The organism is Streptomyces lasalocidi (assembly GCF_005280215.1).
GTDB lineage: Bacteria > Actinomycetota > Actinomycetes > Streptomycetales > Streptomycetaceae > Streptomyces > Streptomyces longwoodensis.
In genome coordinates, this window is sequence record NZ_SZNQ01000001.1 from 4,519,127 (window position 1) to 4,536,032 (window position 16,906).

Consider the following 16,906-nt stretch of genomic DNA (forward strand, 5'->3'; position numbering starts at 1 on the left):
GGCGTGATCGATATCAACGAGTCCGTGATGCAGTTCCTCCTGGCGTTCGTCGTGGTCGGGCCGCTCCTCGGCGCGGCCGCCGCCCTCCTGCCGGCCCCGCCCGGGCTGAAGGGGAAGTCGCCCGAGCAGGCCGTGCTGCGGCACGGCGTGACCGTCACCGGCGCGGTCCTCGTCGCCGCGATCGTCCTCGCGCTCGGCTTCGACCACGACCATCCGTCGAGGATCCAGGCGAGCACGGACATCAGCTGGATCCCCGCACTCGACGTGCGCATCCACCTCGGCATCGACGGCATCTCCCTCCCCCTCGTGGTCCTCACGGCGCTGCTGACCTTCCTGAGCGCGCTCTACAGCTACTTCAAGATGCCCGCGGGTCCCAGCGCGAAGGGCTTCGTGGCCCTGGTGCTCGTCCTGGAGTCCGGCACCCTCGCGACCTTCGCCGTCCTGGACCTGCTGCTGTTCTTCCTCGCCTTCGAGATGGTCCTGATCCCGATGTACTTCCTCATCGCCCGCTGGGGCGGCGAGGGCCGGACCGCGGCCGCCTGGAAGTTCATCCTGTACACGCTGCTCGGCTCGGTGGTCATGCTGCTCGGCCTGCTCCTCATCGGTCTGAGGGCGGGCACGTTCGACATGGTGGCACTCGCCACTGACAACGGCCGGTCGCTGTCCACGTCCGTGCAGGTCATCGCCGTTCTGGCGATCGGCATCGGCCTCGCCGTGAAGACCCCGATGTGGCCGCTGCACAGCTGGCTGCCCGACGCCCACACCGCCGCGCCGACCGTGGGCTCGGTACTGCTGGCGGGCGTTTTGCTGAAGATGGGCACGTACGGGTTCGTCCGGATCCTGCTGCCGATCGCACCCGACGGCTTCCGCACCTTCGCGCCGTACCTCGCCGCGTTCGCCGTCGTCGGCATCATCTACGGATCGCTGGCCTGCCTGGCCCTCGCCAAGCAGGGCGCCAAGGGCGACCTCAAACGACTGATCGCCTACTCCTCCGTGGGCCACATGGGCTTCGTCCTCCTCGGCATCGCCACCATGACCCCGACCGGTGTGAACGGCGCCCTGTTCGCCAACATCGCCCACGGCCTCATCACCGGCCTGCTGTTCTTCCTGGTCGGCGCCCTGAAGGACCGCACCGGCACCACCGACCTCGACAGCCTCGCCGAGGGGACGGGCGCCGCGCTGTACGGCAAGGCGCCCCGCCTGGGCGGCCTGCTCGCCTTCGGCGCCGTCGCCTCCCTCGGACTGCCCGGCCTCGCCGGGTTCTGGGGCGAGATGCTGGCCCTGTTCGGCGCGTTCCGCCCCGCCGCCGACCTCAGCCGGCCCGCGTTCCTCACCTTCACCGCGATCGGCGCCCTCGGCACGCTGCTGACGGCCGCGTACCTGCTGGTGGTCGTCCGCCGCGTCTGCATGGGCGCCGTACCGCGGGACGCGCCCGCCCTCACCGACGTGCGCTCCTACGAGTTCGCCGCCTGGACCCCGCTCGTCGCCCTCACCGTCGTCGCCGGACTGTGGCCCAGGACCCTGCTCGGCCTGACCGACCCGGCCGTGCAGCAGCTCCTCGCAGGAGGCACCCGATGAGCTCCCTGGCCCAGCCGCTGGCCGGCACCCTCGTCCAGTCGGTCGACTGGCTCGCGATCGCCCCGCCCACGCTCGCGGCGGTCGTCGCCCTCGCCGTCCTCGTCGCCGACCTGTTCTTGCCCGACGCGAGGAAGCAGCTCCTCGGCTGGCTGTCGGTGGCCGGCCTGGCCGCCTCCGCGGCCCTGCTGCTGCCCCTGCTCGACGGCGACCGGTCCACCTTCTGCGTGACCGGCACGCGCGACGCGTGCAGCTACACCGTCGACCGCTTCACCCTGGTCATCCAGTTCCTGGTCCTCGGCGGAGCCCTGCTCGCCGCCCTGCTGTCGGTCACCGCGCTGAAGGACGCGCGCAAGGAGCTCCCCGAGGGCGAGTTCTGGTTCCTGCTGCTGTCCTCCGCCGCGGGAGCCGCCCTCCTGCCCGCCTCCCGCGACCTCGCCACCCTGATCGTCGCCCTGGAGGTCGCCTCCCTGCCCGCCTTCGCCCTCGTCGGGTTGCGCCACGGCGACCGCAGGTCCTCCGAGGCGGCCCTGAAGTTCTTCCTGTCGTCCGTCACCGCGACCGCCGTCAGTCTGCTGGGCATCAGCTTCGTCTACGCGACGACCGGCACCCTCCACCTGACCCAGGTCGCCGACCGCATCCAGCACGTCGACGGGCAGCTGCACACCCTCGCGCAGACCGGCGTCGTCCTCACCCTCGTCGGCTTCGCCTTCAAGACGGCCGCCGTGCCGTTCCACTTCTGGGTCCCCGACACCTACGTCGGCGCCCCCCTGCCGATCGCCGCCTACCTCTCCGTGGTCGGCAAGGCGGTCGGCTTCTCCGGCCTCATCCTCGTCACCGTCGTCGCCTTCCCGTCGTACGCCGACGTCTGGGGCCCCGCCCTCGCCGCCCTGGCCGCGCTCACCATGACCGTCGGCAACGTCGGCGCGCTGCGCCAGCGCACCACGCGCGCGTACAGCGCCGTACGTCTGCTCGCCTGGTCCTCCGTGGGCCAGGCCGGCTACCTCCTGGTGCCGATCGCCGCGGCCGCCTACTCCGACGACGCCGAGCACGCCGTCGGCTCCACGCTCGCGTACGCCCTCATGTACGCCGCCGTGAACCTCGGCGCCTTCGCGGTGGCCGCGCTGGTCGGCCGCACCGCCCGCGAGAACCGCGTCGCCGACTATCGCGGCCTGTACGCGTCCCACCCCGTCACGGCGCTGCTCCTCGCCTTCTTCCTGCTGTGCCTGGCCGGACTCCCGCCGGGCATCATCGGCCTGTTCGCGAAGGTCACCGTGTTCTCCGCCGCCGTCGACGCGGGCCTGGGCTGGCTCGCCGTCGTCATGGCCGCCAACGTCGTGATCGCGCTGTTCTACTACCTCCAGTGGACGGCCCTGCTGTTCCGCGCCCCCGAGGGCGAGCCGGCGAAGCACCGCGTGCCCGCGCCGCTCACCGCCGCGATCACGCTGACCGCGGTCGTCGGCATCGCGCTGTCCGGGGCGCCCCAGCTGGTCCTGCGCTTCGCCGACACGACGCTGTTCTGAGCGCCGGCCGTCACGCACGGCCGGCGCTGCGGGGGGCCGTCACCCGGACGGCTCACCCCTGCCCGCCCGGGTACAAGGGAACTCGTGACTTCCGCCTGGCGTTGACCATGACGGGAGGGTCCACTGGACGTGACACCAGACAGGACCGCAGATCGACCAGCAAAGGGTTCTCCTGCCGCACGACTTGGAGGGCGTACCGTGCACCGCCGGCACAACGGGCTCAGGACCGCAGTTCTCCTCGGGGGACTGTCGGCGCTCATCATCGTCATCGGCGGCTTCTTCGGCCGTACGGGACTGATCGTCGCGGTCCTCGTCGCGCTCGGCACCAACGCGTACGCGTACTGGAACAGCGACAAGATGGCCCTGCGCGCCATGCGCGCCCGCCCGGTGAGCGAGTTCGAGGCACCGGGGCTGTACCGCATGGTGCGTGAGCTCTCCACCCAGGCCCGTCAGCCGATGCCCCGCCTGTACATCTCGCCGACCGAGGCGCCCAACGCCTTCGCGACCGGCCGCAACCCGCGCAACGCCGCGGTGTGCTGCACGGAGGGCATCCTGCGCATCCTCGACGAGCGCGAGCTGCGCGGGGTGATCGGCCACGAGCTCAGCCACGTCTACAACCGCGACATCCTCATTTCGTCCGTCGCCGGCGCCCTGGCCTCGGTGATCATGTTCCTGGTGAACTTCGCCTGGCTGATCCCCATCGGCCGCTCGGACGACGACGACGGCCCTGGCCTCCTCGGCATGCTCCTGATCATGATTCTGGGACCGCTGGCGGCGAGCCTCATCCAGCTCGCCATCAGCCGCTCCCGGGAGTACGAGGCGGACGCGTCCGGCGCCCGGCTCACCGGCGACCCGCTGGCGCTCGCCGGGGCCCTGCGCAAGCTCGAGGTGGGCACCAAGCAGCTCCCGCTGCCCCCGGAGCCCCGCATCGAGACCGCCAGCCACATGATGATCGCCAATCCGTTCCGCCCGGGGCAGGGGCTGTCGAAGATGTTCTCGACGCACCCTCCGATGGGGGAGCGCATCGCCCGCCTCGAGAAGATGGCAGGTCACCCGTGAGAACCATCCTGAACGTCATATGGCTCGTCCTGAGCGGCTTCTGGCTGTTCCTCGCCTACCTGGCGGCGGGCCTGATCCTCTGCATCACCATCATCGGCATCCCGTTCGGCGTCGCGGCGTTCCGCATCGGTGTCTACGCCCTCTGGCCGTTCGGCTACACCACGGTCGAGCGGCGCGACGCGGGCGCCCCGTCCTGCGTCGGCAACGTGCTCTGGCTCGTCCTCGCGGGCTGGTGGCTGGCGCTCGGCCACATCGTCACCGGGCTGCTGCTGTGCATCACGATCATCGGCATCCCGTTCGGCGTGGCCAACTTCAAGCTGATCCCGGTCTCGCTGTTCCCGCTCGGTCGCGAGATCGTGCCGACGGACGAGCCGTTCGCCGCACGCTGAGCCGCCCTCACCGACGGACCGCTCCGTCGACCGCGGCCCGCTGATGCCCGGCCGCTCCCTGCAGGCCATAGCGCCGCAGTCCCGCAGTCCCGCAGTCCCGCAGTCCCGCAGTCCCGCAGTCCCGCAGTCCCGCGGTTCCGCGGGGCTGCAGACTGGCGTCGACCGGTCCCAGGCCACAGCCAGTTGTCCACAGCCACCGACTTGTCCACAGGCCCGCACGGCTGTCAGTGGCGGCCCGCATCATGAACGCATGACCGAGAACGAGCAGTTGCTGGCACGGGTGGCGGCCAAGGCCCGCACCACCCGCCCCTGGGGCTGGCCCACCCTGCCCGCGCCCGTCGACGCGGACACCCTGACCCGCGCCGAGGCCGCCCTCGGCTTCTCGCTGCCGCCGCTGCTCGCCGACCTCTACCTGCGCATAGGAGACGGCGGGTTCGGGCCCGAGTACGGCCTGCTGCCCCTGCTCGACAGCCCACCGGCCGGCGAGCCCGCTGCCGTCGCCCAGTACCTCACCTACCGCGAGCAGGGTCAGGACGACCCCGACTGGCCCTGGCCCGAAGGCGTCCTGCCGATATCCCACTGGGGCTGCGCGATGTACGCCTGCGTCGACTGCCTCTCCCCGCACGCCCGGGTCCTCCTCTTCGAACCCAACCCCGGAGACGCCGACCACGCCTGGTTCGTGGACGCTCCCCGCCTCACGGACTGGCTGCGCGCCTGGGTCGACGGCACGGGCTGGTACGACGCCACGGACGAGGACATGGAAATGGCGCCGTGGGAGGAGTTCCGCATACGCACGGGCACCGCTGCCGGGACACCCAGCCCGGCGGCCCGACGGACGGCCGGCTGACGCAGCCCGCTCGGCTGACGCCCGACCCGTCAGTGCCCACCGATCCGCCAGCGCCCCCCCGATCGGTCAGCGCCCATCCACCCGTCACCGCATACCCCGCCGACGCCGGCGTCTGCCGACGCCCGGTCAACCACCGCGCAGGGCCCCGCCCCTGACTAACGCCCGGCGAACCGCCGCCGCACCCCGTACGCGACCACGCCCACCGCGATCACCCCCGCACCCACGGCCACCGACGTCCCCGGCAGCGAGAAGGCCAGGACCGCGCACCCGGCCAGTCCCAGCGCCGGCAGCACCCGCGCCCCGACCCTCGCGTCCAGGGTCCAGGCGGAGGCGTTGGCCACCGCGTAGTACGTCAGCACACCGAAGGAGGAGAAGCCGATCGCGCCCCGCACGTCCACCGTGGCGGCGAGGACGGCGACCACCGCGCCCACGGCCAGCTCGGCCCGGTGCGGCACGTGGAAGCGCGGGTGCACGGCGGCCAGCGCGCCGGGCAGGTGCCGGTCCCGCGCCATGGCCAGCGTGGTCCGGGAGACACCCAGGATCAGGGCGAGCAACGAACCCAGCGCCCCCACCGCCGCCCCGACCCGTACCACCGGCACCAGCCCCGGCACCCCGGCCGCGCGCACCGCGTCCGCCAACGGCGCGCCGGAGCGCCCGAGAGCACCCGCACCCAGCACGGAAAGGACGGCAACCGCCACACACGCGTACACGACCAGCGCGACACCGAGAGCCAGCCGGATCGCGCGGGGGATGGTGCGCGCCGGGTCCCGCACCTCCTCGCCGAGGGTCGCGATGCGCGCGTACCCGGCGAAGGCGAAGAAGAGCAGGCCCGCCGCCTCCAGCACCCCGCCGGCGCCCCAGGAGGCCCCGATGTCCAACCGTTCCGCAGCGAAGGAGTCCGACCCCAGACACACGACCACGACACTGGCCAGCACCGCCAGGACGACCGCGACGACGACCCGGGTCAGCCAGGCCGACTTCTGGATGCCGCCGTAGTTCACGGCCGTCAGCGCCACCACGGCCGCGACCGCCACGGCGTGTGCCTGCCCGGGCCAGACGTACGCGCCGACCGTCAGCGCCATCGCCGCGCACGAGGCCGTCTTGCCGACGACGAACGACCAGCCGGCGAGGTAGCCCCAGAACGGGCCGAGCCGCTCACGGCCGTAGACGTACGTGCCACCGGACGCCGGATACACGGCGGCGAGGCGGGCCGACGCGACGGCGTTGCAGTAGGCCACCACGGCGGCTACGGCGAGGCCGAGCAGCAGCCCGGAGCCCGCGGTGTGGGCGGCGGGCCCGAGCGCCGCGAAGATGCCGGCGCCGACCATCGAGCCGAGCCCGATGACGACGGCGTCGCCGAGCCCCAGGGTGCGCCGGAGTTCCGCGGTGGAACCGGACGGTGTCATGCGCCGCACCCTACTGACCAGGGGAACCACCGGACCGCGTCAGGGCGTCGTCCACGGAACAAGGTACGAACAGGCAGACGAACAGCGCCGCCACGGACCGGAACCACAGTCCCGGGACAGTGTGTGCACAGGACAGAAGGGCAGGTTCCCGGGCATGAGCATCCTCGCCTGGATCATCCTCGGACTGTTGGCCGGCGTCATCGCCAAGATCCTGCTCCCGGGCCGCGACCCGGGCGGTCTCGTGGGCACGACCCTGATCGGGGTCGCGGGCGCCTTCGTCGGCGGCTGGATCTCGGCCCGCTGGCTGGACCACCCCGTCAGCAAGGACTTCTTCGACGCGGCGACCTGGGCGTCCGCGATAGGCGGCTCCCTGGTCCTGCTGATCCTCTACCGGATCGTGTTCGGCAACTCCCGCGACTGAACACGCGCCGGCACCGGGCCGGGGACGGAAGGGCACGTCAGGCAACGGAAAGGGTGGGCACCACGTGGTGCCCACCCCTGCACACCCACGCCTAGCGGTAGTTCACGAACTGCAGCGCGAAGTCGAAATCCTTGCCCTTGAGCAGGGCGATGACGGTCTGGAGGTCGTCGCGGCTCTTGGAGCTGACGCGCAGTTCGTCGCCCTGGACCTGGGCCTTGACGCCCTTGGGGCCCTCGTCACGGATGATCTTCGCGACCTTCTTGGCGTTGTCCTGGGAGATGCCCTCCTCGATCGACGCGAAGAGCTTGTACTCCTTGCCGGACAGTTGCGGCTCGCCCGCGTCCAGGGCCTTCAGCGAGATCCCGCGCTTGATGAGCTTCGACTGGAAGACGTCGAGGACGGCCTTCACCCGGTCCTCGGAGTTCGCCTCCATGAGGATCTTGTCGCCGGACCACGAGATCGAGGCGCCCACGCCCTTGAAGTCGTAGCGCTGGGAGATCTCCTTGGCGGCCTGGTTGAGGGCGTTGTCGACCTCCTGCCGCTCGACCTTCGAGACGATGTCGAAACTGGAGTCGGCCATGTCCTGTGGCTCCTTGTATCGGGGTGCGTATCGGTGCGTATCAGTGCGTATCGATGTCAACGGGTGCGCGTCGGCGTCCGCGAGGACGACCGGCCGACCGGGTCGGGGCCCGGGCCGCATCCGCACAAGCCTAGCCACCTCGCCGGGGCCGGGTGGTGATCAATCGGGTGGCGGAGCACCCCCCGGGATCGGGTATTGTTTACGTCGTTGCCACGGAGCACCGCCGAAAAGCAGTGCGAGGGGCAGCAAACCCGGCGGTGTGCCCGAGCGGCCAAAGGGAGCAGACTGTAAATCTGCCGGCTCAGCCTTCCCAGGTTCGAATCCTGGCGCCGCCACACGGACGAGAGGCCCCTGCCTTCTGCGGAAACGCGGAGGCGGGGGCCTTTCGGTGTGTAAGGGGGACCGCCCTGGCCGCCATGGACCCTCATCGCCGCCGGCGCGACGTCCGGGCGGCGTGCTCGGCGGGGGCTACGCCCCGGGTGACCCGTTCCCCGGCGTCTGGGCCGCCCGTTTCACCTCCGCCTCGACCTCGATGCGCGACCTGCCTTCCTCCTTCGCGTACTCGGTCACCGTGGCCTGCACGTCCCGGGCCAGGTCGCGCCAGGCGCGCCAGGCCGTCTCGTACGTGTCCGTCTGGGTCTGCGACCAGGGGGACGCCGTGGGGGCGCCGTAGTTGTCCCGCAGCTGGAGGACCCGCACATGGGCCTCGTCCGCCGCGCGCTGCTTCGCCACGAGTTCCTCGAAGGTATGTGCCACGAGTACGGATGCTAGGGAGGTCACGGCCCATCCGCGCGGCGAGCGCGGCGCACGTCGCGGCGCCGTACCCGCGTGGCCCACTGCGGCACACTGGCTCCATGTCCAGCCGTCGCCGCACCTGCCCCGAGTGCCGCCGCGAGATCGCCGTCGTCGCCGGCCGGTTCGCCCGGCACGACCCGCCCGGCGCGCGGGGGAGCGGGCTGCTCACGTCCTGCCCCGGCTCCCGCCGCCCCGCCCAACTCGACGCCGTGCAGCCCTCCCTGGACGGCTACGTCGTCCCCGAGATTCCCGGGCAGATGCCCCTCTTCTGACGCCCCTCTTCTGACTCAGGGCCATTGGGGCCATTCGGGCTACCCGGGTCACCCGGGTCGCTCACGTCACCACCCGGATCACCCGCGCAGCCGTCCTCAGTTGCCCGCCACCGACTTGACCGCCACCGACACCGGCGCCGAGCCGCTGATCAGTTCCAGCGTCAGGCCCGCCGTCGCCGGGGTGTCCAGCAGCTCGGCCAGGACCCTCGCCACGTCGTCGCGGGGGACCGGACCGCGGCCCGTGCGGGCCTCCAGGCGCACCATGCCCGTGCCCGCGTCGTCCGTCAGCGAACCGGGCCGCAGTACCGTCCAGTCGAGGGCGTCCAGGCCCTGCACGTACGCGTCCGCCTCGCCCTTGGCGCGCAGGTAGACGTCGAAGACCCCGTCGCCCTGGTGCCCGGCGTCCGCACCCATCGAGGAGACGATCAGGAACCGGCGAACGCCCGCGCGGACCGCCGCGTCCGCGAACAGCACCGCCGCTCCCTTGTCCACCGTGTCCTTGCGGGCCACCCCGCTGTTCGGGCCCGCGCCCGCCGCGAACACCACCGCGTCCGCGCCGCGCAGCCGCTCCGCGACCTCCTCGACCGACGCCGACTCCAGGTCCAGCAGCACCGGTTCGGCGCCCGCCTCCCGCAGCGCGTCGGCCTGTTCCGGCTTGCGGATGATCCCCGCTACCTCGTCCCCGCGCGCGGCGAGCAACCGCTCCAGCCGCAGCGCGATCTGACCATGACCACCAGCGATGACAATGCGCATGATTCCGACCGTACGCCCCGACGGCCGTCGACGCCGTACGACTCCCGGCGCCCCACCCGCCGCGCGCACCACCATCACGCCCCGTCCCGTCGCCCCCGGGGACAGCACCGCCCTACGACACCTCCCCCCGCCCCTGCCGCGGCAGCCCCAGTTCCGCCGCCACCGCCGAGTTGCAGTACTCGCGGACCGCGCTGGTCCGTGCCACCACGCGCCCCCGGTGGATCACGATCCTGCTGTACGCGAGCGACAGCGCCGCCGACAGCCGGTCGCCGCGCACCGCCAGCAGGTCGGCCGGGAAGCCCGCCTCCACCCGCACCTCGGGCAGGCCCAGCACCGCCCGTGCGGACGTGCTGACCGCGTCGTAGGCGTCCTCGGGGCGCAGGCCGTGGCGTGAGGCCAGCAGGTACGCCGCCTCCAGCGGGTCGCCCCGGCCCACCGGGTTGGACACGTCCCGCAGGGCGCCGCTGCCCGCCGCGAGGCGCACGCCGGCCGCGCGCAGCAGTCGTACGGGCGCCGTGCCGTGGTCCTCCACGCCCCCGCAGCCGCCCTGCGGCAGGCACACCACGGTGATGCCCGCGGCGGCGAGCTGGTCGGCGGTGCGCGAGGCGGCGTCGGCGGGCAGCCGGGCCAGGCCGCCGCACGGGCTGAGGGTGACCCCGGGCCGCAGGCCGCCCGCCATCACCGCCACGCGCGCGAGGCGGGCCGGGTCGGCGGCGTCGGTGTGCAGGTCGACGGGACAGCCGTGCTCGGAGGCGACCTCCAGGACGGCCTCCACGTACCCCGTGGGGTCGGGGTCGAGGTCCGGGCAGCCGCCGACCACCGACGCGCCCATCTTCAGCGCGTCGCGCAGCATCGCGAGCCCGTCCGCGCCGGCCGCCCCGGTCAGCAGCCGGGGGACCGCGACCGTGGTCAGCTCGGCGAGGCCCCGCAGCGAGCGCCGGGCCTGCAGGACGGCGCCCAGCGCGCCCAGGCCCTGGACGTCGCCCACGCGTACGTGCGCGCGCAGCGCGGTCGCGCCGTGGCCGAGCTGGAGCAGGGCCGCCTCGGTGGCGCGGCGCTGGACGTCCTCGGGGACGTACGACACGGGACCGTCGGTGTCGGCGGACAGGGCCGTGTCGGCGTGGGCGTGCGGCTCGGCGGGGGCCGGCAGCAGGAGGTAACCGGTCAGGTCGACGCGCGAACCGCGGACCGGCCCGGCGGCCAGGCTGCCCGCGGTGCCGACCGCCTCGATCCGTCCGCCGCCCAGCCGCACGTCCACCGTGCGGCCGTCGGTGAGACGGGCGCCGCACAGCAGGAGGGCGGCCGGGTCCGGCCGCCCCGCGGCGTCCGGCGAGGACGACGAGGAGGGCTGCTGCGGCTGGCTGTCGGACATCGCACTCCAGGGGCAAGATCACGCAGAGTGAGTCGAGCCTAGGGCGGCGGTACCGCGGTGTCGGGGAGGAGCGCAATAGTCGTACCGGCGTGGCCTGGGCGTACGGGCGCAGGCGCGCGCGGCCCGCCGGTGCGGTGCGCAGCCACCCGCGCGGACGGGCCGCGGGACGGTCACGGAGCGCTCGTGGCGGGGCCGCGCGGAGGCCCTGTGGGAGGCCGCGGAGAGGGCCCGGTCGAAGGGCGCGAAACGGATTTGGGCGAACGGCAGGGGACCGTGTAATGTCTTCATCGCTCGCCCCAATAGCTCAGTCGGCAGAGCGTCTCCATGGTAAGGAGAAGGTCAACGGTTCGATTCCGTTTTGGGGCTCTGGTGAGAGAGGTTCCCGTCGCGAGACGGGTTCCGATTGATCCGAAGCGGTGTAGCTCAGTCGGTAGAGCAAGCGGCTCATAATCGCTGTGTCACCGGTTCAAGTCCGGTCACCGCTACTGACAGTAGCCGATTGTGGGGTCGGTCCTTCGATCGGCTACTCTTCGTTGTGTTGAACCAGTCCATCCGTTCGTCTTAGGAGCACTCACGTGGCTGCCACCGACGTCCGCCCGAAGATCACGCTGGCCTGCGTGGAGTGCAAGGAGCGGAACTACATCACCAAGAAGAACCGGCGTAACAACCCGGATCGTCTGGAGATGAAGAAGCACTGCCCGCGTTGCAACGCGCACACCGCGCACCGCGAAACGCGATAAATCAGGCTCGTACACGAGGCCGCCCCCGCAGTCGGGGGGCGGCCTCGTGTCGTTCCGGCCCCGGTTACCGGCCGGTTCCGGCCGGCCGCGGGCTGACCACGAGGTCAACCACAGCCAACATCAGGAGGTGCCGGGCCATGGCGCTCGACCAGTCCTTCGTGGGGCGGAGCTACCCGCCCACCGAGCCCTACGAGGTGGGCCGGGAGAAGATCCGTGAGTTCGCCGAGGCGGTGGGCGACGCCAACCCCGCGTACACGGACCCGGAGGCCGCGAAGGCGCTCGGGCACCCCGATGTGATCGCCCCGCCGACCTTCGTGTTCGCCATCACCTTCAAGGCCGCCGGCCAGGTCGTGCGCGACCCCCAGCTCGGCCTCGACTACGACCGCGTGGTGCACGGCGACCAGAAGTTCTCCTACGTCCGTCCCGTGCGCGCCGGCGACCGGCTGAGCGTGACCTCCACGATCGAGACGATCCGGTCCATGGCCGGCAACGAGATCCTGGACATCCGCGGCGAGGTGCACGACGAGGCGGGCGAGCACGTGGCCACCGCGTGGACCAAGCTCGTGGCGCGCGGGGCCGACGCCGCGCAGGACACCGCGGCAGGGGAGGCGTGAGCACCACCATGACGGCGAAGATCGCTTACGACGACGTCGAGGTCGGCACCGAGCTGCCCGCGCGGACGTTCCCGGTGACCCGGGACACCCTCGTCCGGTACGCGGGGGCCTCCGGGGACTTCAACCCCATCCACTGGAACGAGAGGTTCGCCAAGGAGGTCGGACTGCCGGACGTCATCGCGCACGGCATGTTCACCATGGCCGAGGCGATCCGGGTGGTCACCGACTGGACCGGCGACCCCGGCGCGGTCGTCGAGTACGGCGTCCGCTTCACCCGGCCCGTCGTCGTGCCCGACGACGACAAGGGGGCCGTGATCGAGGTCACCGGCAAGGTCGCCGCCAAGCTGGACGACCACACCGTCCGCGTGGACCTCACGGTCACCAGCGGCGGCCAGAAGGTGCTCGGCATGTCCCGGGCGGTCGTCCGACTGGCGTGAGCCCGACCGGCGCAGGAGCCGGGTAAGAGGCGCACGCCAGGAGAGCGCCTCTTACCCGGGCGGGTACGTCCTACCCGGCCGGAGCACCGTAAATGCGCGCCGCGCGCACGAGTTGGGCAACGGTGCCCCGTCGCGCCCGAGCGTGCCGCCGTCCCGCCCGTTCCGCCGGCCGTCTCGGCGGCTCCGCCCCCGGAGGGTCTCGTAGGGTGGGACCGTGCAGGTACTTCACGATGTTCCCCTCGCCCCCCTGACCACCTTCCGGCTCGGTGGGCCCGCGGCGCGCCTGGTGACCGCCACGACCGACGCCGAGGTCGTCGAGGCCGTGCGGGAGGCCGACGCCGCCGGGACGCCGCTGCTGGTCGTCGGCGGCGGGTCGAACCTCGTCATCGGGGACAAGGGCTTCGACGGGACCGCGCTGAAGATCGCCACGCGCGGGTTCGAACTCGTCGGCAACCGACTGGAGCTGGCCGCCGGCGAGGTGTGGACCGACGCCGTCGGCCGCACGGTCGAGGCCGGCCTCGCGGGCATCGAGTGCCTGGCCGGCATCCCCGGCTCCGCGGGCGCCACGCCGATCCAGAACGTCGGCGCGTACGGCCAGGAAGTGTCCAGCACGATCACCGAGGTCGTCGCCTACGACCGCACGTCCGGCGAGACCGTCGCGCTCTCCGGCGCCGAGTGCGCCTTCTCCTACCGGCACAGCCGCTTCAAGGCCGACCCCGAGCGCTACGTCGTCCTGCGCGTCCGCTTCGAGCTGGAGGACGCCAGGGGCCTGTCCGCGCCCCTGAAGTACGCCGAGACCGCCCGCGCGCTGGGCGTCGAGCCGGGCGACCGCGTGCCGCTCGCCGACGCGCGCGAGTCCGTGCTGAAGCTGCGCGCCGGGAAGGGCATGGTGCTCGACCCCGAGGACCACGACACCTGGTCCGCCGGGTCCTTCTTCACCAACCCGATCCTCACCGACGCCGACTTCGCGGCCTTCCACGCGCGCGTGAAGGAGCGGCTGGGCGAGGAGGCCGAGCCGCCCGCCTATCCGGCCGGCCCCGGCCGCACCAAGACCTCCGCCGCCTGGCTGATCGACAAGGCCGGCTTCACCAAGGGCTACGGCAGCGGACCCGCCCGCATCTCCACGAAGCACACGCTCGCCCTGACCAACCGGGGCGGGGCCACCACCGAGGACCTGCTGGCGCTGGCCCGCGAGGTCGTCGCCGGGGTGCGCGAGGCGTTCGGCGTCACCCTGGTCAACGAGCCGGTGACGGTCGGCGTCCAGCTCTGAGACGACCGGCGGCCCTCCCCGCCCTCTTAGGCCCTCTCCGCCCTCCCGGCCCTCCCGGCCCTCCCGGCTCTACGCCGGATCCGTCGCCAGCCAGTCGTCCACGCCCGCCAGGAGCTTGGTCCTCACGTCCTCCGGGGCCGCCGAGCCCCGGATCGACTGCCGGGCCAGTTCCGCCAGTTCCCGGTCCGTGAAGCCGTGGTGGCGGCGGGCCAGCTCGTACTGGGCGGCGAGGCGCGAACCGAACAGGAGCGGGTCGTCGGCGCCCAGGGCCATCGGGACGCCCGCCTCGAAGAGCGTGCGCAGCGGCACGTCCTCCGGCTTCTCGTAGACGCCCAGCGCCACGTTCGACGTCGGGCACACCTCGCAGGTGATCTGACGGTCGGCGAGCCGCTGCAGCAGCCGCGGGTCCTCCGCCGCGCGCACGCCGTGGCCGATGCGCGAGGCGTGCAGGTCGTCCAGGCAGTCGCGGACCGACGCCGGGCCGGTCAGCTCGCCGCCGTGCGGCGCCGACAGCAGGCCGCCCTCGCGCGCGATGTGGAAGGCGCGGTCGAAGTCGCGCGCCATGCCCCGGCGTTCGTCGTTGGACAGCCCGAAGCCGACCACGCCCCGGTCGGTGTAGCGCACCGCGAGCCGCGCGAGGGTGCGCGCGTCCAGCGGGTGCTTCATCCGGTTGGCGGCGACCAGGACGCGCATGCCGAGGCCCGTCTCGCGGCCGGCCGCGTCCACGGCGTCCAGGATGACCTCCATCGCCGCGATCAGCCCGCCCAGCCGCGGGGCGTACGACGTGGGGTCCACCTGGATCTCCAGCCAGCCCGAGCCGTCCCTGATGTCCTCCTCGGCGGCCTCGCGGACCAGCCGCTGGATGTCCTCCGGCCCCCTGATGCACGAGCGCGCGGCGTCGTACAGCCGCTGGAAGCGGAACCAGCCGCGCTCGTCCGTCGCCCGCAGCCGGGGCGGTTCCCCGCCGGTCAGCGCGTCGGTCAGCGCCTCCGGCAGGCGCATCCCGTACTTGTCGGCCAGCTCCAGCAGGGTCGCCGGCCGCATCGAGCCGGTGAAGTGCAGGTGCAGATGGGCTTTCGGCAGCTCAGAGACATCACGTACACGCTCCATCCCAGGATCCTGCCGTACGGCGGCGGCCTGCCGGAAGCGGATTCCCCGGACGGGGTCTTGCCCGAACGAACGAACTGGAACGGACAGGGCACCCCGGGACGTGCCCGGGGTGCCCTGTCGGGAGGGGGACGCGGGTCAGTCCCGCGCCTCCGCCAGCAGCTTCTGGATCCGGCTGACGCCCTCCACCAGGTCCTCGTCGCCGAGGGCGTAGGACAGCCGCAGGTAGCCCGGCGTGCCGAACGCCTCGCCCGGGACGACCGCGACCTCGGCCTCCTCCAGGATGAGCGCGGCCAGCTCGACGGTGTCCTGCGGACGCCTGCCGCGGATCTCCTTGCCGATCAGCGCCTTCACCGAGGGGTAGGCGTAGAACGCGCCCTCGGGCTCCGGGCAGAGCACGCCGTCGATCTCGTTGAGCATCCGCACGATCGTCCTGCGCCGCCGGTCGAACGCCTCGCGCATCGTGTCGACGGCCGACAGGTCGCCGGAGACCGCCGCGAGCGCCGCGGCCTGCGCCACGTTGGAGACGTTCGACGTGGCGTGCGACTGGAGGTTCGTCGCGGCCTTGACGACGTCCTTCGGGCCGATGATCCAGCCCACGCGCCAGCCGGTCATGGCGTACGTCTTGGCGACGCCGTTGACCACGATGCACTTGTCGCGCAGCTCGGGCAGGATCGCCGGCAGCGAGACGAAGGTCGCGTCGCCGTAGACCAGGTGCTCGTAGATCTCGTCGGTCAGCACCCACAGGCCGTGCTCGACGGCCCAGCGGCCGATCGCCTCGGCCTCCTCGGCGCTGTAGACCGCGCCGGTCGGGTTGGAGGGGGAGACGAACAGGACGACCTTGGTCTTCTCCGTGCGCGCCGCCTCCAGCTGCTCGACGGAGACCCGGTAGCCGGTCGTCTCGTCGGCGACCACCTCCACCGGGACACCGCCGGCCAGCCGGATCGACTCCGGGTAGGTCGTCCAGTACGGCGCCGGGACGATGACCTCGTCGCCCGGGTCGAGGATCGCGGCGAACGCCTCGTAGATGGCCTGCTTGCCGCCGTTGGTGACCAGGATCTGCGACGGGTCGACCTCGTAGTCCGAGTCGCGCTTGGTCTTCGCGGCGATCGCGGCCTTCAGCTCGGGCAGGCCGCCGGCCGGGGTGTACCGGTGGTACTTCGGGTTCTTGCAGGCCTCGACGGCCGCCTCGACGATGTAGTCGGGCGTCGGGAAGTCGGGCTCACCGGCGCCGAAGCCGATCACCGGACGCCCGGCGGCCTTCAGGGCCTTGGCCTTGGCGTCCACGGCGAGGGTGGCGGACTCGGAGATCGCGCCGATGCGGGCCGAGACCCGGCGCTCGGTGGGAGGGGTTGCAGCGCTCATGGGGCCCATGGTTCCAGACCCGAAACCTGCCCGGCACGCCGGTTTCACGGACTGGGAACCGACCGGGGAGCCGACAGAACATCAGACTGATTCCCGCCAAGAGCACTTTCCGTTCGACTAGGTGCCCCAGGACCACGTACACTCACACGTCGTTGGCCTCCAGCAGCCGTGCCGCCGTCGGTGCACACCGAGCATCCGGGTGGATGCGGTAGGTTGGGGGACACGCAAAGGGTCGTAGCTCAATTGGTAGAGCACCGGTCTCCAAAACCGGCGGTTGGGGGTTCAAGTCCCTCCGGCCCTGCTTCACACACCTTCGCCAGGATGTGTGCGCAGGTACGTACAGCAATGCACCGCCGTGCGGCTCAGACCGGGCGCGGCACG

General features: G+C 72.3%; 18 protein-coding genes and 4 tRNA genes. 15 read left to right on the forward strand and 7 right to left on the reverse strand.

Annotation, left to right across the window (positions count from 1 at the left end):
• The first annotated feature begins 3 nt into the window (after positions 1–3).
• The 5 genes from E4U91_RS20400 (at position 4) to E4U91_RS20420 (ending at position 5,393) form a co-directional block, all read left to right on the forward strand.
• Positions 4–1,578: a complex I subunit 4 family protein gene (locus tag E4U91_RS20400; RefSeq protein WP_137308191.1), complete on the forward strand. Its 1,575-nt coding sequence runs from the start codon at positions 4–6 to the stop codon at positions 1,576–1,578.
• The gene (locus tag E4U91_RS20405; protein WP_137308192.1) at positions 1,575–3,098 is read left to right on the forward strand and encodes an NADH-quinone oxidoreductase subunit N; all 1,524 of its coding nucleotides are present in this window, start codon (positions 1,575–1,577) and stop codon (positions 3,096–3,098) included. Before E4U91_RS20400 ends, E4U91_RS20405 begins: the two co-directional genes overlap by 4 nt.
• 198 nt (positions 3,099–3,296) lie before the next feature.
• Positions 3,297–4,157 (forward strand): zinc metalloprotease HtpX, encoded by an 861-nt coding sequence (htpX, locus tag E4U91_RS20410; RefSeq protein ID WP_137308193.1) that lies wholly within the window; start codon positions 3,297–3,299, stop codon positions 4,155–4,157.
• Entirely contained in the window at positions 4,154–4,546 is a 393-nt protein-coding gene (locus E4U91_RS20415; RefSeq protein WP_137308194.1) for a YccF domain-containing protein, read from the forward strand. The genes htpX and E4U91_RS20415 overlap by 4 nt, the downstream gene beginning before the upstream one ends.
• 250 nt (positions 4,547–4,796) lie before the next feature.
• Positions 4,797–5,393, forward strand: coding sequence for an SMI1/KNR4 family protein (locus tag E4U91_RS20420; RefSeq protein ID WP_137308195.1), 597 nt, complete (start codon positions 4,797–4,799; stop codon positions 5,391–5,393).
• Positions 5,394–5,548: 155 nt separating this feature from the next.
• Here E4U91_RS20420 and E4U91_RS20425 read toward each other — a convergent pair whose 3' ends face one another.
• A complete protein-coding gene (locus tag E4U91_RS20425) occupies positions 5,549–6,799 on the reverse strand; it encodes an APC family permease (protein WP_137308196.1) in 1,251 nt (416 codons plus the stop codon).
• Positions 6,800–6,953: 154 nt separating this feature from the next.
• On the opposite strand from E4U91_RS20425, the gene E4U91_RS20430 reads away from it, so the two are divergent.
• The gene (locus E4U91_RS20430) at positions 6,954–7,220 is read left to right on the forward strand and encodes a GlsB/YeaQ/YmgE family stress response membrane protein (protein WP_067240408.1); all 267 of its coding nucleotides are present in this window, start codon (positions 6,954–6,956) and stop codon (positions 7,218–7,220) included.
• A gap of 91 nt (positions 7,221–7,311) precedes the next feature.
• Here E4U91_RS20430 and E4U91_RS20435 read toward each other — a convergent pair whose 3' ends face one another.
• On the reverse strand, positions 7,312–7,800 hold the full coding sequence (locus E4U91_RS20435) for a YajQ family cyclic di-GMP-binding protein (RefSeq protein WP_137308197.1): 489 nt from the start codon (positions 7,798–7,800) through the stop codon (positions 7,312–7,314).
• Between the two features lie 253 nt (positions 7,801–8,053).
• Between E4U91_RS20435 and E4U91_RS20440 the strand changes: the two genes are divergently transcribed.
• Positions 8,054–8,135: transfer RNA gene (locus E4U91_RS20440), tRNA-Tyr, on the forward strand.
• A 133-nt stretch (positions 8,136–8,268) separates the two neighbouring features.
• On the opposite strand, the gene E4U91_RS20445 is transcribed toward E4U91_RS20440, so the two are convergent.
• A complete protein-coding gene (locus tag E4U91_RS20445; protein WP_137308198.1) occupies positions 8,269–8,556 on the reverse strand; it encodes a hypothetical protein in 288 nt (95 codons plus the stop codon).
• A gap of 98 nt (positions 8,557–8,654) precedes the next feature.
• Here E4U91_RS20445 and E4U91_RS20450 point away from each other — a divergent pair, with 98 nt between their 5' ends.
• Positions 8,655–8,867, forward strand: a complete 213-nt coding sequence (locus E4U91_RS20450) for a hypothetical protein (RefSeq protein WP_067240403.1) — start codon at positions 8,655–8,657, stop codon at positions 8,865–8,867.
• Between the two features lie 96 nt (positions 8,868–8,963).
• Here E4U91_RS20450 and E4U91_RS20455 read toward each other — a convergent pair whose 3' ends face one another.
• Both E4U91_RS20455 and E4U91_RS20460 read right to left on the reverse strand, forming a co-directional pair.
• Positions 8,964–9,620, reverse strand: coding sequence for an SDR family oxidoreductase (locus tag E4U91_RS20455; protein ID WP_137308199.1), 657 nt, complete (start codon positions 9,618–9,620; stop codon positions 8,964–8,966).
• Positions 9,621–9,732: 112 nt separating this feature from the next.
• Positions 9,733–10,992, reverse strand: coding sequence for an amidohydrolase family protein (locus E4U91_RS20460; protein WP_137308200.1), 1,260 nt, complete (start codon positions 10,990–10,992; stop codon positions 9,733–9,735).
• 293 nt (positions 10,993–11,285) lie between these two features.
• Here E4U91_RS20460 and E4U91_RS20465 point away from each other — a divergent pair.
• The 6 genes from E4U91_RS20465 (at position 11,286) to E4U91_RS20490 (ending at position 14,053) form a co-directional block, all read left to right on the forward strand.
• Positions 11,286–11,358: transfer RNA gene (locus tag E4U91_RS20465), tRNA-Thr, on the forward strand.
• A 46-nt stretch (positions 11,359–11,404) separates the two neighbouring features.
• Positions 11,405–11,477 (forward strand) — tRNA-Met (locus tag E4U91_RS20470).
• 90 nt (positions 11,478–11,567) lie between these two features.
• Positions 11,568–11,732: a 50S ribosomal protein L33 gene (gene rpmG / locus E4U91_RS20475; RefSeq protein ID WP_003948671.1), complete on the forward strand. Its 165-nt coding sequence runs from the start codon at positions 11,568–11,570 to the stop codon at positions 11,730–11,732.
• Positions 11,733–11,869: 137 nt separating this feature from the next.
• On the forward strand, positions 11,870–12,346 hold the full coding sequence (locus tag E4U91_RS20480; RefSeq protein WP_137308201.1) for a MaoC family dehydratase N-terminal domain-containing protein: 477 nt from the start codon (positions 11,870–11,872) through the stop codon (positions 12,344–12,346).
• A gap of 8 nt (positions 12,347–12,354) precedes the next feature.
• On the forward strand, positions 12,355–12,783 hold the full coding sequence (locus tag E4U91_RS20485) for a MaoC family dehydratase (protein ID WP_137310922.1): 429 nt from the start codon (positions 12,355–12,357) through the stop codon (positions 12,781–12,783).
• Positions 12,784–12,997: 214 nt separating this feature from the next.
• The gene (locus E4U91_RS20490) at positions 12,998–14,053 is read left to right on the forward strand and encodes a UDP-N-acetylmuramate dehydrogenase (RefSeq protein ID WP_137308202.1); all 1,056 of its coding nucleotides are present in this window, start codon (positions 12,998–13,000) and stop codon (positions 14,051–14,053) included.
• A 69-nt stretch (positions 14,054–14,122) separates the two neighbouring features.
• Here E4U91_RS20490 and E4U91_RS20495 read toward each other — a convergent pair whose 3' ends face one another.
• Both E4U91_RS20495 and E4U91_RS20500 read right to left on the reverse strand, forming a co-directional pair.
• Complete coding sequence (locus E4U91_RS20495) at positions 14,123–15,163, reverse strand: adenosine deaminase (protein WP_137308203.1); 1,041 nt, start codon at positions 15,161–15,163, stop codon at positions 14,123–14,125.
• Between the two features lie 135 nt (positions 15,164–15,298).
• Complete coding sequence (locus E4U91_RS20500; protein ID WP_067240393.1) at positions 15,299–16,525, reverse strand: pyridoxal phosphate-dependent aminotransferase; 1,227 nt, start codon at positions 16,523–16,525, stop codon at positions 15,299–15,301.
• 228 nt (positions 16,526–16,753) lie between these two features.
• On the opposite strand from E4U91_RS20500, the gene E4U91_RS20505 reads away from it, so the two are divergent.
• Positions 16,754–16,826, forward strand: a tRNA-Trp gene (locus tag E4U91_RS20505).
• The last annotated feature ends 80 nt before the right edge of the window (positions 16,827–16,906 follow it).